Source organism: Haloarcula rubripromontorii (genome assembly GCF_001280425.1).
In the GTDB taxonomy this organism is placed as follows: domain Archaea; phylum Halobacteriota; class Halobacteria; order Halobacteriales; family Haloarculaceae; genus Haloarcula; species Haloarcula rubripromontorii.
In genome coordinates, this window is sequence record NZ_LIUF01000002.1 from 209,951 (window position 1) to 228,070 (window position 18,120).

The window sequence follows — 18,120 nt, forward strand, 5'->3', positions numbered from 1 at the left end:
ATGTCGCGCGAGTCGTACCAGCAACAACTGGACGAACTCCGGGAGAACGTGGTCGAGATGGGCGACCTCGTCGTTGAGCGACTCGAAGCGGCGCTTGCGGCCCTCCGGACGGTCGACCGGGAGATGGCGCAGTCTGTCATCGACGGCGACGACGAAATAAACGAGCTGTATCTGGCGCTGGAAGCCGACTGTATCGACCTCTTTGCCCTCCAGCAGCCGGTCGCAACGGACCTCCGCTTTGTCGCCGCCTCGTTCAAGATCATCACTGACCTCGAACGCGTCGCGGACCTCGCGACGAACCTCGCAGCGTACGCACAGTCGGCCGACCGTCGACTCGCTCCTGAGGTCGATGTCGACACCATCGGCCGCGAGGCCACCGACATGGTCGAGCGTAGTATCGACGCCTATCGACGGGAAGCCGTCGAGGACTGTCGCGCTATCGCGGCTGACGACGACGCGCTCGACGCGCTCTGCCAGCGGGCCAGCGAGACCGTCGCCCGGAACCTCATCGAGCGGGAGGCTGACGGCGACGACGGCTGGGCGGTCGAGCAACTCCTCGACGACGTGTCCCGGCTCCTGCTCACGGTCCGTGACCTCGAACGCGTCGGCGACCACGCGGTCAACATCGCGGCACGCACGCTGTACATGGTCGAAACTGACTCGGAACTCATCTACTGACTATGGACACCCGAAAGATACAGACCGTCGGCGGCGGGACCTACACCGTTTCGCTCCCAAAAGAGTGGGCCGAATCGGAGAACTGTACGGCCGGGACGACGGTGAACCTCCACACGCACATCGACGGGCTCCTGGTAATTCAGACCCCTGAGTCACAGACAACGGCGCGGAACCGCCTCACACTGGAAGTCGGAAACGACGACCCGGCGGAAATAGAGCAGCTGTTGCGGGCGGCCTACGCCGCTGGCGTCGAATCTGTGGCCCTTGAACTCCCCGATGGCTACAGCGACGAGCAACATCGGGCCATCGAACGCGTCACCCGGAACCTGACAGGCGTAACCATCGCCGAGGAGACCGGCTCCACGGTAACGGTCCAGACGTTGCTCGACGCTGGCGAGGTGTCCGTCAGCCAATCGGTCCGCCAGCTCCAGTTCGTCGCCCTGTCGATGCACCGGGACGCGATGGCCGCGCTGACGACCGGGACGACCAGCGACCGGTGGGGTGACCGCGACGAGCAGGCCGACCGGCTGTACGCCATGATCGACCGCTACTTCGAGCGAGGACTGGCCCGACTCGACGAGATAGACGCGCTCGGGCAGACCCGTCCCGAACTGTTCACCCTCTGGGGGACTGCGAACGAACTCGAACGCGTGGCCGATCACGCCGAGCGCATCGGGACCGTCGCCGACCGGCTCGACGGCCAACCCGACGAGCGTATCATCACAGCCCTCGACGACATCGCACAGGATGTCCGCGCCGTCGTCGAGGACGCTGTCCGAGTGATCATCGGCGACGCCTGTGTCGACACCGCCCGACAGACACTGGCCACGCGCCGGGACGTTCGAGAGCGGATAACCAGTCTCGACCGACAGCTGTTCGAGTCCGGTGACGCCGATTACCGGCTCACGCGCGCCCTCGACAGCCTCACCAGAACGGCGGAACACGGCGGCAATATCGCCGAACTCGGGCTTCGGATGGCCGTTCGAGACGGCGCGTTCTCGGACCCAGCGACCGACACTGACGAGGCAAACGCGTCGAGTTCGACAGCCGAAACAGAGTCCTGACCTAACGCACAGCACCCAAGACCCGTCGGTTCCGAGACTCACTATGGTCGACTGGGACGTGTATCTCGTCACGCAGGCGTCGCTCTCGACAGGTCGGACAACCGACGCAATCGTCGCGGACGCGATTGACGGCGGCGTCGGCGTCGTCCAACTCCGCGAGAAGGACCGGACAGCGCGCGAACGCTACGAACTCGGTCGGGAACTGCGGGAACTGACCCGCAAGGCCGGCGTCGCGTTCGTCGTCAACGACCGCGTCGACATCGCACAGGCACTCGACGCCGACGGGGTTCACCTCGGCGACGACGACCTTCCAGTTCCCGTCGCGCGGGAGCTTCTGGGTGACGACGCACTCATCGGGCGCTCGGTCTCAACTGTCGAAGACGCCCGGGAAGCGGCGGCGGCCGGCGCGGACTACCTCGGCGTCGGTGCAGTGTTTGCTACCGGCTCGAAAGACGACATCGATGACGAGGAGTACGCCATCGGCACCGAGCGAGTCGCTGCTATCGCGGACGCAGTAGACATCCCTTTTGTTGCCATCGGTGGCATCACGGCCGACAACGCCGTTGAGGTCGTCAGAGCGGGCGCGGACGGGGTCGCCGTCATCACAGCAATCACGCAGGCCGACGACCCGGAGGCGGCGACGGACGCGTTACACAGTGCCGTCGAGCAGGGGCGATAGCACTGGCCTGTTCGCGGTACCGCCGAGACAGCCCGGTTTGTGGGCGTCAGATACCGAGCAGGTCGGGCGTGACGAGGGTAACGACGACGAGACAGAGAAACACGAGAATCGCGACCGAGCGGAGGACGCCGGCGATCTGTCGTCTGCGCTTTGGCAACGCCTCCGCAACGCCCGCTAATCCGGTTCCGACGACCATCGCGAGTAACCAGTTGTCCGGGGCAGCACCTTCGGTAACCCAGGCAGACACGTAGAGACCGGCGAAGACAAGCGACCCAGCGAAGTGGACGAGAGCAATCCGTGGCCCGGACGGTTCGCTGAACACAGCGTTGCTGATACTGGAGGGCATCAGCGGTGAGACGTGTCCCAGAATTAATAAATTCGGTGGTAGCCGCGACAGCGGGCCTGTCGTGACTACAGACTGCTACGACGACCGCCGCAGTTTCTCGCGTAACTGTCGCTCGTCGACGTGGTACTTGAACGCCGGCGACTCGTCCACGAAGACGTAGGGAACGCGCTCGCCGTACTCCGCCTGAAGCTCGGGATCTTCGTCAACATCGACGAGGTCTATCGCGATAGCGACCCCCTCGTCGTCGGCAACTCGCTCGATTGTCTCGACGGCTTCCTCACAGAGATGGCAGTCCTCCCGCGTGTAGACGGTGATCGACACGTCGCTCATCACTGGAACACGGGGGCGACAGCATAAGACTCTCACTCTCTGGTCGGCGATGGGTTTCAGTGCTTCGCGCCCGTAACTCCCGCAATGACAGGCTGGACTATCGAAGACATGCCCCCGCTGACGGACCGAACCGTGGTCGTAACCGGCGCGAACAGCGGGCTGGGACTTACAGGCTCGAAGGCGTTCGCTCGCAGAGGCGCGACGGTGGTGATGGCCTGCCGGAGCGTCGACCGCGGTGAATCGGCTGCCGCGGAGATTCGCGACGCCGTCCCGAACGCGACGCTCGATGTCCGTGAGTGTGACCTCGCGGACCTCTCGAACGTCGAATCCTTCGCCGACGGCCTCCGAGACGAGTACGATGCCGTCGACATTCTCTGTAACAACGCCGGCGTCATGGCGATTCCCCGGAGCGAGACGGCCGACGGTTTCGAGACGCAGTTCGGCGTCAACCATCTGGGCCACTTCGCCCTGACCGGGCACCTCCTTGACCTCCTCGGGGCCGCCGACAGCGAATCCCGAATCGTCACGCAGTCCAGCGGCGCACACGAGATGGGCGAGATCGACTTCGAGGACCTGCAGGGCGAGCGCTCCTACGGGAAGTGGTCAGCCTACGGCCAGAGCAAGCTCGCCAACCTCCTCTTTGCCTACGAACTCCAGCGCCGGCTTGGCAACCACGGCTGGGACGACGTGATAAGCGTCGCCTGCCACCCCGGCTACGCCGACACCGACCTCCAGTTCCGCGGGCCCCGAGAGATGGGGTCGACACTGCGAACAGCGGCCATGGGCCTTGCCAACGCCGTGCTGGCCCAATCCGCCGAGCAGGGCGCGCTCCCGATGCTGTACGCCGCCACCGCGGACGATGTTATCGGCGGCGAGTACGTCGGCCCCGGCGGCCTGTTCGACATGCGCGGCCCGCCCGAGTTCCAGCAGTCAAACGCGGCCTCGCGCGACGAGGAAACCGCCGCGCGGCTCTGGGAGGTCTCGACCGACCTCACCGGCGTTGAGTACGACTTCGAGACCGCCTGAGGACGACGGGTAAGCCCCACTTTTTTACGTCGGGACGTGAACCCCGCCGATACATGCAACCAGTCGAAATCGCGCTCAGGCTGCTTGCAGGGGTCGCCCTGATCCTCGCAAACGGCTTCTTCGTCGCCATCGAGTTCGCGCTGACGAGGGCCAGACAGTACGCCGAATCGGAGTTCGACGAACCCGGCCTCCGGCGGGCCTGGGAGATGACCGACGACCTCGAAATCTATCTGACGAGCTGTCAGGTCGGTATCACCGCCTCCAGCATCGCGGTCGGTATCGTCGCCGAGCCGGCGCTGGCGGCCATCTTCGAGCCGTACTTCCAGTCCTCCGCGCTGGCCGGCGTCGGGGCCGGCGCGGCCATCGCCTTCCTCATCATCAACCTCGTCCACCTGACGCACGGCGAGCAGACGCCGACGTACCTCGGCGTCGAGCGCGCGAAGTTCGTCTGCCGGTACGGCGCGACGCCGCTGTACTACTTCGCGTGGGTCATCTCGCCGATTATCAAGGTCGGCGACGGCGTCGCCAAGTGGACGCTCGGGCTGTTCGGCGTCGAGATGTCCGGCGCGTGGCTCGAAGCCGAGGTCGACAGCATCGAGTCCCGCGGTGAACTGCGCAACGAACTCGGCTCGGTTCTCGACCGCGGCGACGTGCCCGACGAGCGCCGCGAGGAGATTATCTCTGCGTTCCGCGTTGGCGACCGTGAAGTCGGCGACGTGATGGTGCCACGCGAGGACATCGTCGCGCTGTCGCCGGGCGACGACGACGCGACCAACGCCGAGCGCATCGCCGAGACGCCCCACACCCGCTACCCGCTCGTCGGCGAGACGCTCGAAGACTTCCTCGGCATCGTCTACATCCCGGCGCTCGTCGACGAGCGCGAGGAACAGGACGGGGCGGGCGGTCTGCTCTACGGCATCGACCTCGAAGCTGTCGCCTCGCCGCCGATGACGATGTCGCCGGACACCACCGTCAGCGACGCCATCGACCAGTTCCAGGCCGAGCGCCAGGAACTCGCGTTCGTGCTCGAAGACGGCGAAGTCGTCGGGCTGGTGACGGTCACGGACCTGCTCGAAGAGGTCGTCGGCGACATTCAGGATCCGATGGACGCCGAGGCCGGCGTCGCCTGACGCTGAAAACAGTTCCCGGTCGACGGCACTGAGACGGCTACCACGGCGGCGTGTAGAAGTAGGCCGTCTCCAGCGGTCCGGGCCCCTCGTTTTCCGTGCCGTGGCGTTCGCCGGCCTCCATGACGACCTCGAAGTAGCGGTCGAAGTCGAGGCGCGCTCGCTCCATACGGACAGGGCTGTCCGTACTGTGGCGTCACTCCCGGGACGCTCAGTCCCCGCCCGCGAGCCGCCCGACCCGGCCGGTGAGCCGGGCCGCGATACCCTCGAAGTGGGCGGTGCTCCAGCCCGCGACGACGAGCGCGCCGACCGTGTTGAACACGAGGTCGTTCACGATGTCGCTCGTTCCGTACTGGGCGAGGACCGCCTCGCCGCCGACGACCGACGCGAGGCCGCCGCTGGCGAACTCCAGTATCTCCCAGCCGACGCCCACCGCGAGGACGAACAGGACGACGAAAGTCGCACGAAATCCTCTGTTGAAATCGACCACCCCGGAGTGGCGTTCGACCGCCCGCGCGATCGCGTATCCCACGCCGGCCACGAGCGATGCCGAGACGGCGTGGGCCAGACTGTCGTACCAGCCAAACGCCTCGTACAGTTCGAGCGCGCCGGCCGCGTGCAGCGTCGAGGCCACCGTGATCCACAGCACAAGACCGGTGTCCATCGCGTAGCCGTACTCCCGTCGGAACAGCGCCGGCAGGAACGTTATCGCCAGCGGGCCGCCGGTGTTGACGAACAGCGTCACGTTGCTCCGGACGAGCGCGAAAGCGGATATCACCCCGAGGACAGCCTGTAGCGTCCGGACAGCGATGCGGTGGTGCTTGCCGTCTCCGGGAAGGGACGCGCCCGACTGGTCACGTTCGGATGGGTCTGCGCCTGAGACGCGCAGTCGGGCGATGCGCGCCGACCGCTCGAAGTACACCTCGAACACGACACCGGCGACGATACCGGCGGCCGTCGCGGTGACGAGGTCCCACATCAGCTCGGTCTGTCCATCGAGAAACGCGGTTCCCAGTAGCGTGTCGGTCGCATAGATACCGACCGCCCAGACGCCCGCGACGGCCATCGTCACGATGACGACGAACACCGTTGCGAACCGCGGCGTCATCGTCAGTGAGGTACACGCATCGAGGACGACGGCCAGAAGCAGTGCGACCCCGGCGATTACGAGGAACGGGGTGACCTGCGGGAAACCGCCGAACGTCCGGACGAGTACCGGGACCGCAACCAGTCCAAGCAACTCCGCGGGCACTGTCGTTTCGAGGTTCCGCGTGGCGAACGGAACCGTGACCGCGATAGCGACGAGGAGTGCCGTGAGTACTGCCCAATCGAATTCGCCACCGGCCAGGAACCGTCCGACGCCGCCGATGAGAATTCCCGTTACCGTCCACGCGCCGAGCGCGTCGAGCCGGTGGGGACCGATAAGAGACTGTAGCGAACCCATCACGACGTGGATACGACACGAGTTGTAATCAAAGCACGGCGGGTTTCCGACATGCTTCTTGAGTTTCTCGCCTTTGTGCCCCCTGTCACGCGACTGACCGACGGCTGTCTGACGAGGATATATTTCTCTGGCCGTTCAACTCCCCGTAATCAATGGACGAAGCGTTTCTAGACCTCGAATCGATTGAGGTCGAACTGGACGAGGAGTTGCTCGATGCGATTGACGACAAGGCGTTCGCCGACCACCGCGACAACCGGGACGCCGCGATTCGCGACCTGCTCGACGAGTGGCTGAAACAGCGTGCCACCGAAGACGCGAACGAGAGCGACTGACTCCTCTCCTATACGGCGATAGTCGCGCCCAGTTCGGGCGCTGTCGCGTCGTAGCCGTCCTCACGGAGCGCGGCCGCGAAGGCCTCACAGCGGTCGCCGTGGTTGACCAGCACTGGCGTGTCCCGATAGGCGTCGAGATATGCCAGCAGCCCCTCGCGGTCGGCGTGTGCCGAAAAGTCGTACTGCTCGACCCGGGCGCTGACCGGCATAATCCGGCCGTCTATCTCGGCACTACCGGTCTCTAGCAGGTCCCGACCCGGCGTTCCCTCGACCTGATACCCGGTCATCGTGATCTTGTTCATCGGATTGCCACGGACCGCAGGAATATACGTCATCGCCGGGCCGCCCGAGAGCATCCCGCTCGTGGTGACGATAGCCGCCTTCTGGTCGGTGATACGTTTGCGCTGGCCGTCCTTCCCAGTAACAAACCGGGCGTGGGATTTTGCCCGTTGAAGCGCGTCCGCATCGCGGACGAACTCGGGGTACTGCCCGAGCATCTCGGTCACCTGCTTCCCCATCCCGTCGACGTAACATGGAATGTCGTGTGCTTCACAGATGAGCAGCATCTCCTGTGTTCGTCCGATGGCGAAGGCGGGGACAACGACGGTGCCGCCCTCCCAGAGCGTCGTTTCGACGCTTTCGACGAAGCGCCCCTCGACCGTTTCTCTGGGGTCGTGAGCGACATCGGAATAGGTGCTCTCACAGATGACCGTGTCCGCGTCCGGACGGGCCGTCGTCCCGGAGACGAGGCGCTGGTCGTCGGTGTGGAAATCGCCCGTGTACAGCAGTCGAGTGTCGCCGTCGTCGACGAGAACGTGTGCGCTCCCCGGAATGTGGCCGGCGTTGTAGAAGGTGACCTCGTAGCCGGCGGCCTCGAACGACTCGCGGTAGCCGTGTGTCTCCGACACCTGCGTTACCCGTCTGACGTTGGTCTCGGTAAACGGACAATTGACTGTCCCTCCGTGGAGTTTGAGTGTGTCTCGGGCGAGTGTCATCGCCAGTTCGTACGTCGGCGGCGTCCAGTGAATCGGTGGTCGTGCGTCGCCCGACACCAGCGCTGGGATGGTCCCGACGTGGTCGAGGTGGCCGTGGGAGACGACGACAGCGTCCGGCGACGGCGTCCGAACGGGAAACTGTGGCGGCGAGTCGGTCAGCATCCCGAAATCCAGCAGCAACGACTCGTCGATGAGGACAGCGCTTCGACCAATCTCACCAGCCCCGCCGAGAAACTGCACATCCATTATCGCGACAGACGCGTCGCGCCCGTTTCCGTTCGTCGGTTCTAGCTGACTCGTGCCGTTAGCCGCCGGGCCAGCGTAATATCTATGAACCGGAACACGACGATATCTCGATGTTTAGTGGGGATGAATCCTCAAGCAGTCATTTTGGGAGATTGTATTGTGTGTAGCTAACACATTGGTTGGGCAGTGTTATCACCCTAGCATAAACAATTATTATACTCGGGGCACATTGTTCACCTGTCATGGCGACACGCCAGCAACCCCCGACGACGTACCACACGTGCAGTTGCGGTGAGGAGTTCGACACGACGGAGGAACTCCTCGAACACGCACGAGAGGCACACGGGCTTAGCGTACACTAACTGGCGTCGCGCCGCTTTTCGTACACAGAGATCCCGACAGCGACAGGTCAGGACGTTTTGTCGATGTCCTGTCGCACGCTGAACCGCGCGTAGCCGCCGTGCGAGAGGTCAAGCGCACCCAGCCACCAGTTCCATCGCTCAGCGAGTTGATACTCCTCGGGCGCGTCCGCGAGGTTGTCGATGACATCTGCAACGGTCAGTTCCGCCCCGAAGTCGGTCACGAACTGGTCTGATTCCGAGAGGTCCCGCGCCTGTCTGGCGACGACCGTAACGATATCGGGATCGGCGTCGAAGGCATCGCGGAGTTCCCGTTCGAGTTCCGTTCGGTCCACACTCGCGTGTAGGATGCGCATTTGACTTGAATGTACGGTTGGGAACGCGGCTGTTTTTCCCAGCCGCGAAACAGCCGTCCGGAACGGATGTCACTGTCTCAGGAACGCTATCGCTCTCGAACAGCGCCACAAAAATCTGAAGGTAAGTCGCTACCGCTCCGATTCGAAGCTTCGTGCGCTACGCTTACTCAGCTTCGCCCTGCTTCGCGGCTCCCGGTGGTCGCCGTTCCGCTACGAGGTCGACTCTTCGCTACGCTCAGTCGTCGGCCTCGCCCTTCTCGATAGGCGCACCAACCAGATTGCCCCATTCGGTCCAGGAGCCGTCGTAGTTGATGGTGTCGTCGTAGCCCAGCAGTTCGTGCAGGGCGAACCAGGCGACAGAGGAGCGCTCACCGATGCGGCAGTACGCGACCGTCGTGGAGTCGCCGTCGATGCCGTACTCAGCGTAGAGCTCTTCGAGTTCGTCGTAGTCTTTGAACGTCCCGTCGTCGTTGGTGACGGCCGCCCAGGAGATGTTCTGTGCGCCGGGGATGTGGCCGCCACGCTGGGCGGTCTCCTGCAGTCCGGGGGGTGCGAGAATCTCGCCGGAGTATTCCTCGGGCGAGCGAACGTCGACGAGCGGCAGTTCGCGCTCGATGGCGTTCTCGACGTCCTCGCGGTAGGCGCGGATGGACTCGCGCGGGCCGGATGCCTCGTAGTCGACTTCGGAGAACTCTGGCACTTCGTCGGTGAGTTCGTAGTCGTTCTCGACCCAGTACTCGCGGCCGCCGTCGAGCAGCTTCACGTCGTCGTGGCCGTAGTATTTGAACTGCCAATATGTGTAGGCGGCAAACCAGTTCGAATTGTCGCCGTAGAGGACGACTGTCGAGTCCTCGCTGATGCCGTGACTGCCAAGCAGCTCCTCGAAGTCTTCCTTGTCGAGGATGTCACGGGTGGTCTGGTCCTGAAGCTGTGTCTCCCAGTTGAAGCCGATTGCACCGGGCGCGTGGCTCTCGTCGTACAGTTCCGTGTCGACGTCCACCTCTACCAGTCGGTGGGCGGGGTCGTCGCTCTGGAACTCGTCCAGATGCTCGCTGACCCAGTCGGCCGAGACGAGCACGTCGTTAGCGTAGTCAGTCATAATGCATCGAAGCGTAAGTCTACCAGACATATATTACTACGACTTTCGGCATGTTCGGCCACTCGTCCACCGTGTCGGCAGACGTTGCCTCTACTGAGACCTGTCGCTATCCAACACGTCTGCCGCCCAGCGGACAGGAGCCATGGCGTTCCATGTCCGGATGTGAGTCCTGCTGTGCGTGCGCAAAATGCGGCAGCATTTGCATCCACCTTCGACCGCCCATCATGAGAGTTTTCAAGCGGACGGAGCGGTTACGCGTGGACGATGACTGATTTCGTCTCTGCGGAGTGGGTGTCGAGTCGGGGCGACGACCTCCGGGTGGTCGACGTGCGAGACGCGTGGGAGTACGACGGCCTCGGACACCTCCCGGGCGCGGTGAACGTCCCCTTCGATTCGTTCCGGGCGGACGAACACGGCGCGGAGTCCGATGCTGGCGAGGGCATGCTGCCCGATGAAGACGAGTGGGCACGGTTGCTCTCGGCAGCCGGCATCTCGCCGGAGAGCGACATCGTGGCGTATGACGACCACCACGGCGTCTTCGCCGCGCGGTTTCTGGTCACCGCAGAACTGTTCGGCCACGACCCCGACCACCTCCACCTCCTTGACGGCGACTTCTCCAGCTGGCAGCTCGAACGCGAGACGTCGAGCGAGACGCCGGACGTCGAGCCGACCGAGTACGCCGTCCAGCGGCCGGCGTCGACGCCGCTGGTCGGCCCGGATACGGTCGCCAAGGCGGCGGACGACCCCGACGCGGTGCTGGTCGACACCCGCGAGGACGAGGAGTACGACGCGGGCCACATCCCCGGCGCAGTTCTGCTGGACTGGCGGGACCTCGTCGATGACGAGACACGGGGACTGCTCGCGCGCGAGTCGGCGCTGTCTGTCCTCGAATCGGTCGGCATCGTCCCCGAGAAGCGCGTCGTCCTCTACTGCAACACGGCTCGGCGCATCAGCCACACCTACGTCGTCCTCCGCCACCTCGGCTTCGAGCGGGTGGACTTCTACGAGGGGAGTCTCACTGAGTGGGAAGCACAGGGGCGGCCGCTGGAGACGAACTGAGGCGGCGTCGCGCTGACAGGCTCCACATTACGTCAGTTTCTGCTGGTCGCCCTGCCGCTCGCTGGTCAGCAGCGACGACAGTTCGACCAGCAGCGCGATGACGACCGGGCCGGCGATGAAGCCGATGACGCCAAGCGTCAACACGCCGCCAGTGAATCCGACGAAGTAGAGGCTGGCCGGGAGTCCCGTCGTGTAGCGGGCGAGCTTCGGTCTGATGACCGCATCGGGGAGGAAACCGACGAAGACGAGGCCGAACACGGTCACCAGGACTGCCCCGGTGATGTTGCCGTTGATAACATCCGCGACAGCGATGGTGAGGACGACGACGCTGGGGCCGACGACGGGAACGAACTGCAGAATACCGGCGACCACCGCCAGTGCGAACGCGCCCTGATAGCCCAGCAGCCAGAAGACGATCCACGCCACGACAAAGGTCCCGAACGCCGTCGCCGCCTGAAGAACGTAAATCGCGTACAGTGTCCCCCGGAGCCGCTGATGGAGTCGGTTGACGACCTCGTGATACGACGCCGGGACCGTCCGATAGACGGCCTTTTTTGGCGCCTGTGGCTGCCAGAGCATCGCGTAGACGAGGATCGCAAACAGGACGGCCTTCAGCGCCAGCACGGGCGATTCAGCGGCTAGATCCACCGCAACAGCCGTGAGTGTCTCCCGGGCGGCTATCAACGTCGGATCGATCTCGACCGGGTAGCTGAACTCGCCGAATTCGAGGGTCACCATCGACGGGAGCTGCTGGAAGAACGAAAACAGGTCGCGGCGGCGGAGATACAGCACAGCCCCGAGCGGGACGATAATGAATGTCCCACTGATGAAGGCAATACCTGTTGTCACAGCCGCCGACAGGCGCCTGTTGAGCCCGTGGCGTCCAAGCCATTCCGAGACGGGGAACAGCACGTATGCGACCGTGATTGCGAAGAAAATCGTCGCTAGCACCCGCGCGAGCAGGACTGCCGTCAGGCAGCCGGTAAGAACGAGCAGGCCCGCGAGGACGTAGGTACGTCGGCGTGTTACCACGCCCGTCCTTTTTTATCGGGCGGTAAAAACGTTATCTGCACACCCCAGAGCGGTAACACGTCCGTCAGGACCGGGAGAACAGCGCTGCTAACTGCTCCCGGGAGAACAGCGTTGTCGGCCGGTCCATGTGGACGCCGATTTCGCCCTCGAAGGCTTTCATCCCGGCTTTCTGTATCGGCTCCGGCGCAGAGTAGCCAGCCCGAACCGCGTGACCGAGGCGGATCTCCTGTCGGAGGTCGTCGCGCCACGCGCGCTCGTACTCGCCCAGCGTCGCCGGGTCGTCGGGGTCGATCTCTCGGGCCGCGTGGTCGGCGGCAGTCATGCCGTAGCGGATGCCGCCGCCGGTGAAAGGCTTGGTCTGGGCCGCGGCATCGCCGACGAGGAACGACCGTCGGCCGGTGACTCGCTTCGGCGGGCCGATGGGGATAAGTCCAGAACAGCGGCGGTCGGTCTCGACCCCGTAGCCGTCGACGAACTCTTCGAACCGCCCGCGGGCGTCGTCGCCCGGCGGGACGGCCAGCCCGTACTCGACGCCGGCCTCGCCCCGCGGGATGCGCCACGCGAAGAAGCGTGGGACGGTGAGGTGGACGTCCACGAAGTCGCCGTGGTCGACCTCGTCGCTGAACCCGAGGACGCCATGCAGCAGTTCGTCGGGTTCGGGAAGGTCGAGTTCCCGCCGGACGCGGCTCTTCGGGCCGTCACAGCCGGCGACCATCTTCGCGCGGTGGGTTTCGACGCTGTCGTCGCCGCGTACTTCAACGGTGACGCCGTCCCTGTCTTCGGAGACGCCGACGACGGAGTGGCCCTCGCGCACGTCCGCGCCGGCATCGCGGGCCACGTCGGCGAGGTGCTTGTCCAGACCGACGCGGTCGATGACGTTCGAGATGACTTCGTCCTTGTAGAAGGGGTGGTCTTGACTTCCGGGACCGCCAGTGTGAAACCGAGCGCCCGAAATCTCGTTCTGGAACAGGTCGTCGCGGGCGTCCTCGGTAAACTCCCAGATATCTGTGCTCACGTGGCCCGAACAGGCCAGTGGCTTGCCGATCTCCCCCTGCTCGAACACCACCACGTCGAGCCCCCGGCTCGCCGCCTGACGCGCGTACCGGGACCCAGCCGGACCCGCGCCGACCACCACAACATCGTACATACACGTTCTCTCGGTGTCACGAATCAAATAGCTTCTTGATTCGTACGGATTGCTGGCACTGTCTCACCGCGTCAGTACCCGTCGTGTCTTCGACGAAGCAGGACGTATTTGTCGGCGTAACCCCTGGTATGGCCTATGGCAGAGTATCAGCCCGGAGTGTGTAATATCGGGGCGAACCAGCGCCGCACCCGCCGACTGTCGGCCATTGGGTCATTCGCGGTCGCTGCTGGCATCGCAGTCGCCGTCGGAGTCGGCGCAGTCCCTCGACTGTCGCTGTGGGCGACTGTCCCCTTCATTTTCGGCGGGTACCTCGGCGCGTTTCAGGACTACTTCCGGTTCTGTGTCGCGTTCGGAGCGCTGGCCCGCTACGACCTTTCGGGGTCCGGAGGGGAAAGCGGCCGCGTAGACACGAGTGAGGCTGTTCGCGCTGACCGGCGAAAAGCGGCGAAAATCCTCCTGCTCTCTGCTGTTGCGACGGTCGTGACGGCCGGCATCGGGTCCGTGGCTGTTACCGCCGTGTAGGGCTTCTGTCTGCTGTGTGTTCTAGGTGTCACCAAATCCGCTCAGGCGGTGGCGGTATCAGACGACGGCCAGCCCGCTCGGGACTTGCTCGTAGTCGGTCGGCCAGTCCCCGTCGTCGAGGTCGCGTCGCGTCCACGCTTCCCCGCGGTTCGACTGGAACAGGCCGTGGTTCGTCAACGCGAGAAAGCCACCGTCCGGGTCGGCGGCGAGGACCGGACGGGCCAGCCCGTCCGGCCCCGGCAGGCCGTCCATCGATTGTGTCCAGCGCTCGCCGTTCCACCGATACACGTAGCTCTCGCCGCTGGTGCTGTGAGCCGACCGGGGGCCGCTGGCCGCCGAGACGACGACGCGGTCCGGGTCGTCGGGGTGGACGGCCAGCCCCCACACGTACCGATGGGCCAGCCCGTCCTGCGGGTGGGTCCACGTCGCTCCCCGGTCGGTCGACAGCGCGAAGCCGTCGCCGGCGGCGGTGTACACCCGGTCCGGGGCGTCTGGGTGGGTGGCCAGCGTATGGTTGTCCCGCCGAGCATCGTCGGGATGGTCGACCCACGTTTCGCCGCCGTCCGGACTACGGATGAACGCGCCGGCCTCGATGGCGGCGTACACCTGCTCCGGATCGTCTGGGGCGAGCGCGAGCCAGCGGACGTGGTGGGTGTGTGGCCGCGGCGGGAACGACCACCGCGACGCCGAATCGAGGTCGGTCACCCCCGGCCGCTCTGTCCACGTCTTTCCGCCGTCGGCCGAACGGTAGACCGCGCTCGGCTCCGTTCCGGCCCACACCACGTCAGGGTCCTGTGGGCTGCCCGTCACGCTCGTCACGCGGTCGCCGGCGTCGAGGACCGATTCCCACGTCGCACCGCGGTCGGTTGTCCGCTGGAGGCCGGCGTCGGCTGTGCCCGCGAAGGCACGCTCCGGCTCCGCCGTTCTCGCGGCGACGCACTCGATGTCGTGACCGAGAAAGCAGTCGTCCCAGCCGGTGTCGCTGTCCCCGACGAGGACGCGGTCCCCGAGTGCGGCGTAGACGGTGTCCATAGCCGACTGTACGAGGCCCGAGCGAAGAAAGCTGGTGGTGGTCAGCGACTGACCGACCGCGTCAGCGCGAAGACGTACAGCGCGACGAAGAAGCCGCCGAGGAACGCCTCGGACTGGGCCAGCAGGGAGACGGTCGGATCGCTGACCTCGCCGACGCCGCCGAGGAAGAAGGCGATGAACGAGCCGAGACTGAGCTGCGCGTACTGGCCCACGCTCCCGAACAGGTCCGGCGCGAGAGCGAGGTACAGGCCCGCGTAGGCGGCGATGAGTACAGCCGACGCCGCCAGCGTGTACGACGCCCGCTCGCCGTAACCGGTGGTCACGAACAGGAACGCGTTCATTCCCCAGCGGGCGAGCGCCCGACCGCGCTCTCGCAACGACGCCGCACTGTTCCGGACCCGCTGGGAGTGACAGCGCCGCCGGTACGCCATCTGCGACATGAAGAACTCGGAGGCGGCGGTGTTGTCGGCGATGTCGTTCGCGCCGTTTTTCGCCCGCAGGTACGTCACCTCGCCGGCGGCGGCCTCAATCCGCCCCTTCGTGGCCGTCGCAAGTCGCTCGGCGGTGGCGCGGGCGGCTGTCGGGAGCGCGTGGCCGCTGGCCTGCTCGGCCGCCACATCGAGTGGAGTCGGCGGTTCGTCGGCCGTCGCGGCTGTGTTGTCATCGCTAGTGGTCGAACCCGCCCCGTCCTCGCCGGTGGCTGCGACTCGCGGGACAGCGCCCGGCTCGGCAGCTTCACCGTTCCCGCCGCCGTCTGCCAGGGCTTTGACGGCCTCGTCGAGGGCCGACGGGTACGCCAGCGCGGTCCGCAGGCCGTCCCACAGTCCGCTGTCGAGTTCGTGCAGCCGATAGTTCGACGCCTCCAAGTCGAGGGCATCGTCGTCGCGGAAGTCGAAGCCCGCGAACCGCGTCCGGTAGAACGCGACGTAGTCGAGGACGCTCTGCGTCCCGTCGCCTTCGAATCGGACAGTGCCGAGCGTCGCTCGCTCGGGGTCATACACCACTGCGCCTGTATCCGGCTGGCCGAGCGTGCCGTCTTCGACTGTGGTCTCGGAGAGCGAGACGAGTCCGACGCCGTCCGGTCCGACGGCCGCTGGCCGAAGGTCGACCGCGCCGACGGTGCAGCCGTGGAGTCGGACGGTGCCCGTACAGGCCACATCTGTCGCGCGCAGTCGGTCGATTTCGCTGTCCTCGAACTGCGGACTCGCCAGCGTCGCCCCGTCCAGGTGGAGATCGGTGACGGCGGCGTCGACGAACGACGCGGCGACTAGCGTCGTGTCCGTGGCGTCGAGTCGCTCGACGGTTGCGCCCTCGAAGTCGGCATCCACGAGCACAGCGTCGTGGACGACCAGCTTCATCGAAATCGCCGCGTCGGCGAACGTCGCGTCGGTGAGCGTCACGTCGGGGAGATAGAGCCGCTCGGCCTCGACCCGCTCGAAGACGGCCTCGTCGTAGCTGCTCTCGTTGAAGTAGCCGCCGCTGAACGTCGCGCCGTAGAACCGCGCCGTGCCGAACTCCGCCTGTCGGAAGTCCGCTTCGTCGAAGGTCGCGTGGTAGAAGTCTCCGGTCCCGAACTGTGCCTCGTCGAAATCTGCCATCTCCAGCGTGGCGTGCTGGAACGAGCCGTCGTCGACGGTCACCCGGTCGAAGGTGGCGTCGGTCATCGAGGCCCGGTCGAAGGTCGCAGTTCCGAGTGTCGCGTCACGGGCGTCAATCTCAGAGAGCGTTGCGCGCTCGAACGCAGCGGTGTCCAGTTGTGCGTTCCTGAGGTCGACGCGGTCCGCCGTCACCCCGGTAAACACCGCCTCTGCAATCGTCGCGTCTTTCGCGTCGATCTCGTGGTACGTCCCGTCGAACGTCGCCGTGTCCGTGACCGTCGTGCCCCGGAGGTCGAGGCGCTGGCCGAACTCGCTGTCGGTACAGTCAAGCCGGCCGATTGTCGCGCCGCGGAGGTCGACCGGATGGTTGTCGGCGGCATCGACAACCGCGTTCGACAGGTCGAGACCGTCGAAGGTGGCTCCGATGAACTGTTTTGCTCGCTTGCGGTCCTGGCGACTCTCGGGAGGGTCTCCAGCAATTGAATCGAGGAACGCTTCGGACACGGCCACGTCGTCGGGAATGGCCTCGGGCTGGCAGTGGAACGGACAGCGGTCCCTGCCTTTGATTGCGCCGTGTGGACACTTCCACTCCCGTTCGGGTTCGCCCTCGAACTCTGAGAGGGTGTAGGTGAACGTACAGCGACTCTCGGCGTGTCCCGACCAACCCATCGTTGCCAGAAACGGTCGACAGGCAAGGTGATAAGCGCTTCCACACTCTCGCGTCGTGGGGCTGCCGTCTTGCTCACCGGCCGGCGCAGCCTGCCGGACTCGCTCTAGGTGGGCGGCCCGGCGTTTCCGGAATTGTCCGTCGATTGTGATACAGAAACCGTGCCTACGGCGTCCACCAGCGCAGGCCGACCATCACGAAGATGATCGCCAGCTGCATTAGGCCCTGCAGGCCCCCGAGTCTGGCGTTTCGCATCCCGATCTCGGAGACGAGGTCGACGTCCGGGGTCTCGGAGACGACTTGCCGGTAGATGCGGACCTCGCCGGGCAAGATGACGCCGAAACCCTGCACGGACAGCACGGTCACGATAGCAAGCGTGGCGATGATCCACCACGAGGTCATCGCGAACTGCGGGAGCGCGGTCGCCAGGTACGCGCCGGACCCAGCGACGGCGACGCCGAGGACGCCCAGCGTCTTCGGGTCGGTCAGCGCGTCGAACTGGTAGCCGACGAGGAGGACGACGGGAATCAGCGTCGCGGCGGTCAGCAGCGCCAGCCACGGGTCGGCGTTGGGGAACTTCCCGAGGCGAAGCGCCAGCAGAATGCCGCCGGAAATAGTCACTGCCGCGAGCGTCGGCATCAGGAACGTCATCTTGGGCGTGAACGACGTGAAGAAGTCGGCTCGTGCCTCGGGCTCCTGGCCGCCCAGCACCGGTCCCAACACGAGGCCCATGAACAGGTCGATACCGGTCCACAGCACCCCGGCCATCACGTGTACGTAGGTCAGCGCGCGGATGTTTCCGCTGGCGAGTGCCCCCGCGAACGCGATAAGCGGGATAGCAACCGCCCCGACGGCAAAGGCGGGGTTCGCCTGTTTCGCCAACCCACCGATACCCCGTTTTCGTTCGACGCGATCCGCTGTCGACTGGGCCATGAGTGGCTGTAACAGGGTTCGCTAGCGTGAAAAGCGTTGGTGGCTCGTA

The 18,120-nt window shown here is 65.4% G+C and carries 20 protein-coding genes; 8 read left to right on the top strand and 12 right to left on the bottom strand.

Features of this window, described 5'->3' with window-relative positions; all coding sequences use genetic code 11:
* The 3 genes from phoU to thiE are packed head-to-tail and all read left to right on the top strand — an operon-like array spanning position 1 to position 2,421.
* Positions 1-678 (top strand): phosphate signaling complex protein PhoU, encoded by a 678-nt coding sequence (gene phoU, locus AMS69_RS06340; protein ID WP_053967238.1) that lies wholly within the window; start codon positions 1-3, stop codon positions 676-678.
* A 2-nt stretch (positions 679-680) separates the two neighbouring features.
* Positions 681-1,742, top strand: coding sequence for a phosphate uptake regulator PhoU (locus AMS69_RS06345; protein WP_053967239.1), 1,062 nt, complete (start codon positions 681-683; stop codon positions 1,740-1,742).
* A 43-nt stretch (positions 1,743-1,785) separates the two neighbouring features.
* On the top strand, positions 1,786-2,421 hold the full coding sequence (gene thiE, locus AMS69_RS06350) for a thiamine phosphate synthase (RefSeq protein WP_053967240.1): 636 nt from the start codon (positions 1,786-1,788) through the stop codon (positions 2,419-2,421).
* Positions 2,422-2,467: 46 nt separating this feature from the next.
* Here the strand turns inward: thiE and AMS69_RS06355 are convergent, their stop codons facing one another.
* Together AMS69_RS06355 and AMS69_RS06360 are read right to left on the bottom strand one after the other, a co-directional pair.
* On the bottom strand, positions 2,468-2,767 hold the full coding sequence (locus AMS69_RS06355) for a hypothetical protein (RefSeq protein WP_053967241.1): 300 nt from the start codon (positions 2,765-2,767) through the stop codon (positions 2,468-2,470).
* Between the two features lie 75 nt (positions 2,768-2,842).
* Positions 2,843-3,097, bottom strand: coding sequence for a glutaredoxin family protein (locus tag AMS69_RS06360; RefSeq protein ID WP_053967242.1), 255 nt, complete (start codon positions 3,095-3,097; stop codon positions 2,843-2,845).
* 84 nt (positions 3,098-3,181) lie between these two features.
* Here AMS69_RS06360 and AMS69_RS06365 point away from each other — a divergent pair, with 84 nt between their 5' ends.
* Positions 3,182-4,123, top strand: coding sequence for an oxidoreductase (locus AMS69_RS06365; protein WP_053967243.1), 942 nt, complete (start codon positions 3,182-3,184; stop codon positions 4,121-4,123).
* Positions 4,124-4,176: 53 nt separating this feature from the next.
* Positions 4,177-5,253, top strand: coding sequence for a hemolysin family protein (locus AMS69_RS06370; protein ID WP_053967244.1), 1,077 nt, complete (start codon positions 4,177-4,179; stop codon positions 5,251-5,253).
* Between the two features lie 37 nt (positions 5,254-5,290).
* Here the strand turns inward: AMS69_RS06370 and AMS69_RS21045 are convergent, their stop codons facing one another.
* Positions 5,291-5,419, bottom strand: a complete 129-nt coding sequence (locus AMS69_RS21045; RefSeq protein ID WP_274378000.1) for a hypothetical protein — start codon at positions 5,417-5,419, stop codon at positions 5,291-5,293.
* 42 nt (positions 5,420-5,461) lie between these two features.
* The gene (locus tag AMS69_RS06375) at positions 5,462-6,694 is read right to left on the bottom strand and encodes a hypothetical protein (RefSeq protein WP_053967245.1); all 1,233 of its coding nucleotides are present in this window, start codon (positions 6,692-6,694) and stop codon (positions 5,462-5,464) included.
* A gap of 152 nt (positions 6,695-6,846) precedes the next feature.
* Here AMS69_RS06375 and AMS69_RS06380 point away from each other — a divergent pair, with 152 nt between their 5' ends.
* Positions 6,847-7,026: a ribbon-helix-helix protein, CopG family gene (locus AMS69_RS06380; protein WP_053967246.1), complete on the top strand. Its 180-nt coding sequence runs from the start codon at positions 6,847-6,849 to the stop codon at positions 7,024-7,026.
* Positions 7,027-7,034: 8 nt separating this feature from the next.
* Here the strand turns inward: AMS69_RS06380 and AMS69_RS06385 are convergent, their stop codons facing one another.
* The 3 genes from AMS69_RS06385 to AMS69_RS06395 all read right to left on the bottom strand — a co-directional run bounded on the left by AMS69_RS06385 (position 7,035) and on the right by AMS69_RS06395 (position 10,081).
* Positions 7,035-8,267, bottom strand: coding sequence for an MBL fold metallo-hydrolase (locus AMS69_RS06385; protein ID WP_053967247.1), 1,233 nt, complete (start codon positions 8,265-8,267; stop codon positions 7,035-7,037).
* Between the two features lie 409 nt (positions 8,268-8,676).
* Positions 8,677-8,982, bottom strand: a complete 306-nt coding sequence (locus AMS69_RS06390; RefSeq protein WP_053967248.1) for a hypothetical protein — start codon at positions 8,980-8,982, stop codon at positions 8,677-8,679.
* 235 nt (positions 8,983-9,217) lie between these two features.
* Positions 9,218-10,081 (bottom strand): sulfurtransferase, encoded by an 864-nt coding sequence (locus AMS69_RS06395; protein ID WP_053967249.1) that lies wholly within the window; start codon positions 10,079-10,081, stop codon positions 9,218-9,220.
* 264 nt (positions 10,082-10,345) lie between these two features.
* Here AMS69_RS06395 and AMS69_RS06400 point away from each other — a divergent pair, with 264 nt between their 5' ends.
* On the top strand, positions 10,346-11,140 hold the full coding sequence (locus tag AMS69_RS06400) for a sulfurtransferase (RefSeq protein ID WP_053967250.1): 795 nt from the start codon (positions 10,346-10,348) through the stop codon (positions 11,138-11,140).
* A gap of 27 nt (positions 11,141-11,167) precedes the next feature.
* Here AMS69_RS06400 and AMS69_RS06405 read toward each other — a convergent pair whose 3' ends face one another.
* Entirely contained in the window at positions 11,168-12,172 is a 1,005-nt protein-coding gene (locus AMS69_RS06405; RefSeq protein ID WP_053967251.1) for an AI-2E family transporter, read from the bottom strand.
* A 64-nt stretch (positions 12,173-12,236) separates the two neighbouring features.
* Complete coding sequence (locus AMS69_RS06410; protein WP_053967252.1) at positions 12,237-13,319, bottom strand: geranylgeranyl reductase family protein; 1,083 nt, start codon at positions 13,317-13,319, stop codon at positions 12,237-12,239.
* A gap of 135 nt (positions 13,320-13,454) precedes the next feature.
* On the opposite strand from AMS69_RS06410, the gene AMS69_RS06415 reads away from it, so the two are divergent.
* A complete protein-coding gene (locus tag AMS69_RS06415) occupies positions 13,455-13,841 on the top strand; it encodes a hypothetical protein (RefSeq protein ID WP_053967253.1) in 387 nt (128 codons plus the stop codon).
* Positions 13,842-13,898: 57 nt separating this feature from the next.
* Here the strand turns inward: AMS69_RS06415 and AMS69_RS06420 are convergent, their stop codons facing one another.
* The 3 genes from AMS69_RS06420 to AMS69_RS06430 form a co-directional block, all read right to left on the bottom strand.
* Positions 13,899-14,873 (bottom strand): hypothetical protein, encoded by a 975-nt coding sequence (locus tag AMS69_RS06420; protein ID WP_053967254.1) that lies wholly within the window; start codon positions 14,871-14,873, stop codon positions 13,899-13,901.
* Between the two features lie 41 nt (positions 14,874-14,914).
* A complete protein-coding gene (locus AMS69_RS06425; RefSeq protein ID WP_053967255.1) occupies positions 14,915-17,140 on the bottom strand; it encodes a pentapeptide repeat-containing protein in 2,226 nt (741 codons plus the stop codon).
* A gap of 163 nt (positions 17,141-17,303) precedes the next feature.
* On the bottom strand, positions 17,304-18,071 hold the full coding sequence (locus tag AMS69_RS06430; protein WP_053967256.1) for a hypothetical protein: 768 nt from the start codon (positions 18,069-18,071) through the stop codon (positions 17,304-17,306).
* Between the last annotated feature and the right edge of the window lie 49 nt (positions 18,072-18,120).

Coding starts and splice junctions, on each gene's coding strand:
- phoU (WP_053967238.1), top strand. CDS start 1: ATGTCGCGCGAGTCGTACCAGCAACAACTGGACGAACTCCGGGAGAAC.
- AMS69_RS06345 (WP_053967239.1), top strand. CDS start 681: ATGGACACCCGAAAGATACAGACCGTCGGCGGCGGGACCTACACCGTT.
- thiE (WP_053967240.1), top strand. CDS start 1,786: ATGGTCGACTGGGACGTGTATCTCGTCACGCAGGCGTCGCTCTCGACA.
- AMS69_RS06355 (WP_053967241.1), bottom strand. CDS start 2,767: ATGCCCTCCAGTATCAGCAACGCTGTGTTCAGCGAACCGTCCGGGCCA.
- AMS69_RS06360 (WP_053967242.1), bottom strand. CDS start 3,097: ATGAGCGACGTGTCGATCACCGTCTACACGCGGGAGGACTGCCATCTC.
- AMS69_RS06365 (WP_053967243.1), top strand. CDS start 3,182: ATGACAGGCTGGACTATCGAAGACATGCCCCCGCTGACGGACCGAACC.
- AMS69_RS06370 (WP_053967244.1), top strand. CDS start 4,177: ATGCAACCAGTCGAAATCGCGCTCAGGCTGCTTGCAGGGGTCGCCCTG.
- AMS69_RS21045 (WP_274378000.1), bottom strand. CDS start 5,419: ATGGAGCGAGCGCGCCTCGACTTCGACCGCTACTTCGAGGTCGTCATG.
- AMS69_RS06375 (WP_053967245.1), bottom strand. CDS start 6,694: ATGGGTTCGCTACAGTCTCTTATCGGTCCCCACCGGCTCGACGCGCTC.
- AMS69_RS06380 (WP_053967246.1), top strand. CDS start 6,847: ATGGACGAAGCGTTTCTAGACCTCGAATCGATTGAGGTCGAACTGGAC.
- AMS69_RS06385 (WP_053967247.1), bottom strand. CDS start 8,267: ATGGATGTGCAGTTTCTCGGCGGGGCTGGTGAGATTGGTCGAAGCGCT.
- AMS69_RS06390 (WP_053967248.1), bottom strand. CDS start 8,982: ATGCGCATCCTACACGCGAGTGTGGACCGAACGGAACTCGAACGGGAA.
- AMS69_RS06395 (WP_053967249.1), bottom strand. CDS start 10,081: ATGACTGACTACGCTAACGACGTGCTCGTCTCGGCCGACTGGGTCAGC.
- AMS69_RS06400 (WP_053967250.1), top strand. CDS start 10,346: ATGACTGATTTCGTCTCTGCGGAGTGGGTGTCGAGTCGGGGCGACGAC.
- AMS69_RS06410 (WP_053967252.1), bottom strand. CDS start 13,319: ATGTACGATGTTGTGGTGGTCGGCGCGGGTCCGGCTGGGTCCCGGTAC.
- AMS69_RS06415 (WP_053967253.1), top strand. CDS start 13,455: ATGGCAGAGTATCAGCCCGGAGTGTGTAATATCGGGGCGAACCAGCGC.
- AMS69_RS06420 (WP_053967254.1), bottom strand. CDS start 14,873: ATGGACACCGTCTACGCCGCACTCGGGGACCGCGTCCTCGTCGGGGAC.
- AMS69_RS06425 (WP_053967255.1), bottom strand. CDS start 17,140: ATGGGTTGGTCGGGACACGCCGAGAGTCGCTGTACGTTCACCTACACC.
- AMS69_RS06430 (WP_053967256.1), bottom strand. CDS start 18,071: ATGGCCCAGTCGACAGCGGATCGCGTCGAACGAAAACGGGGTATCGGT.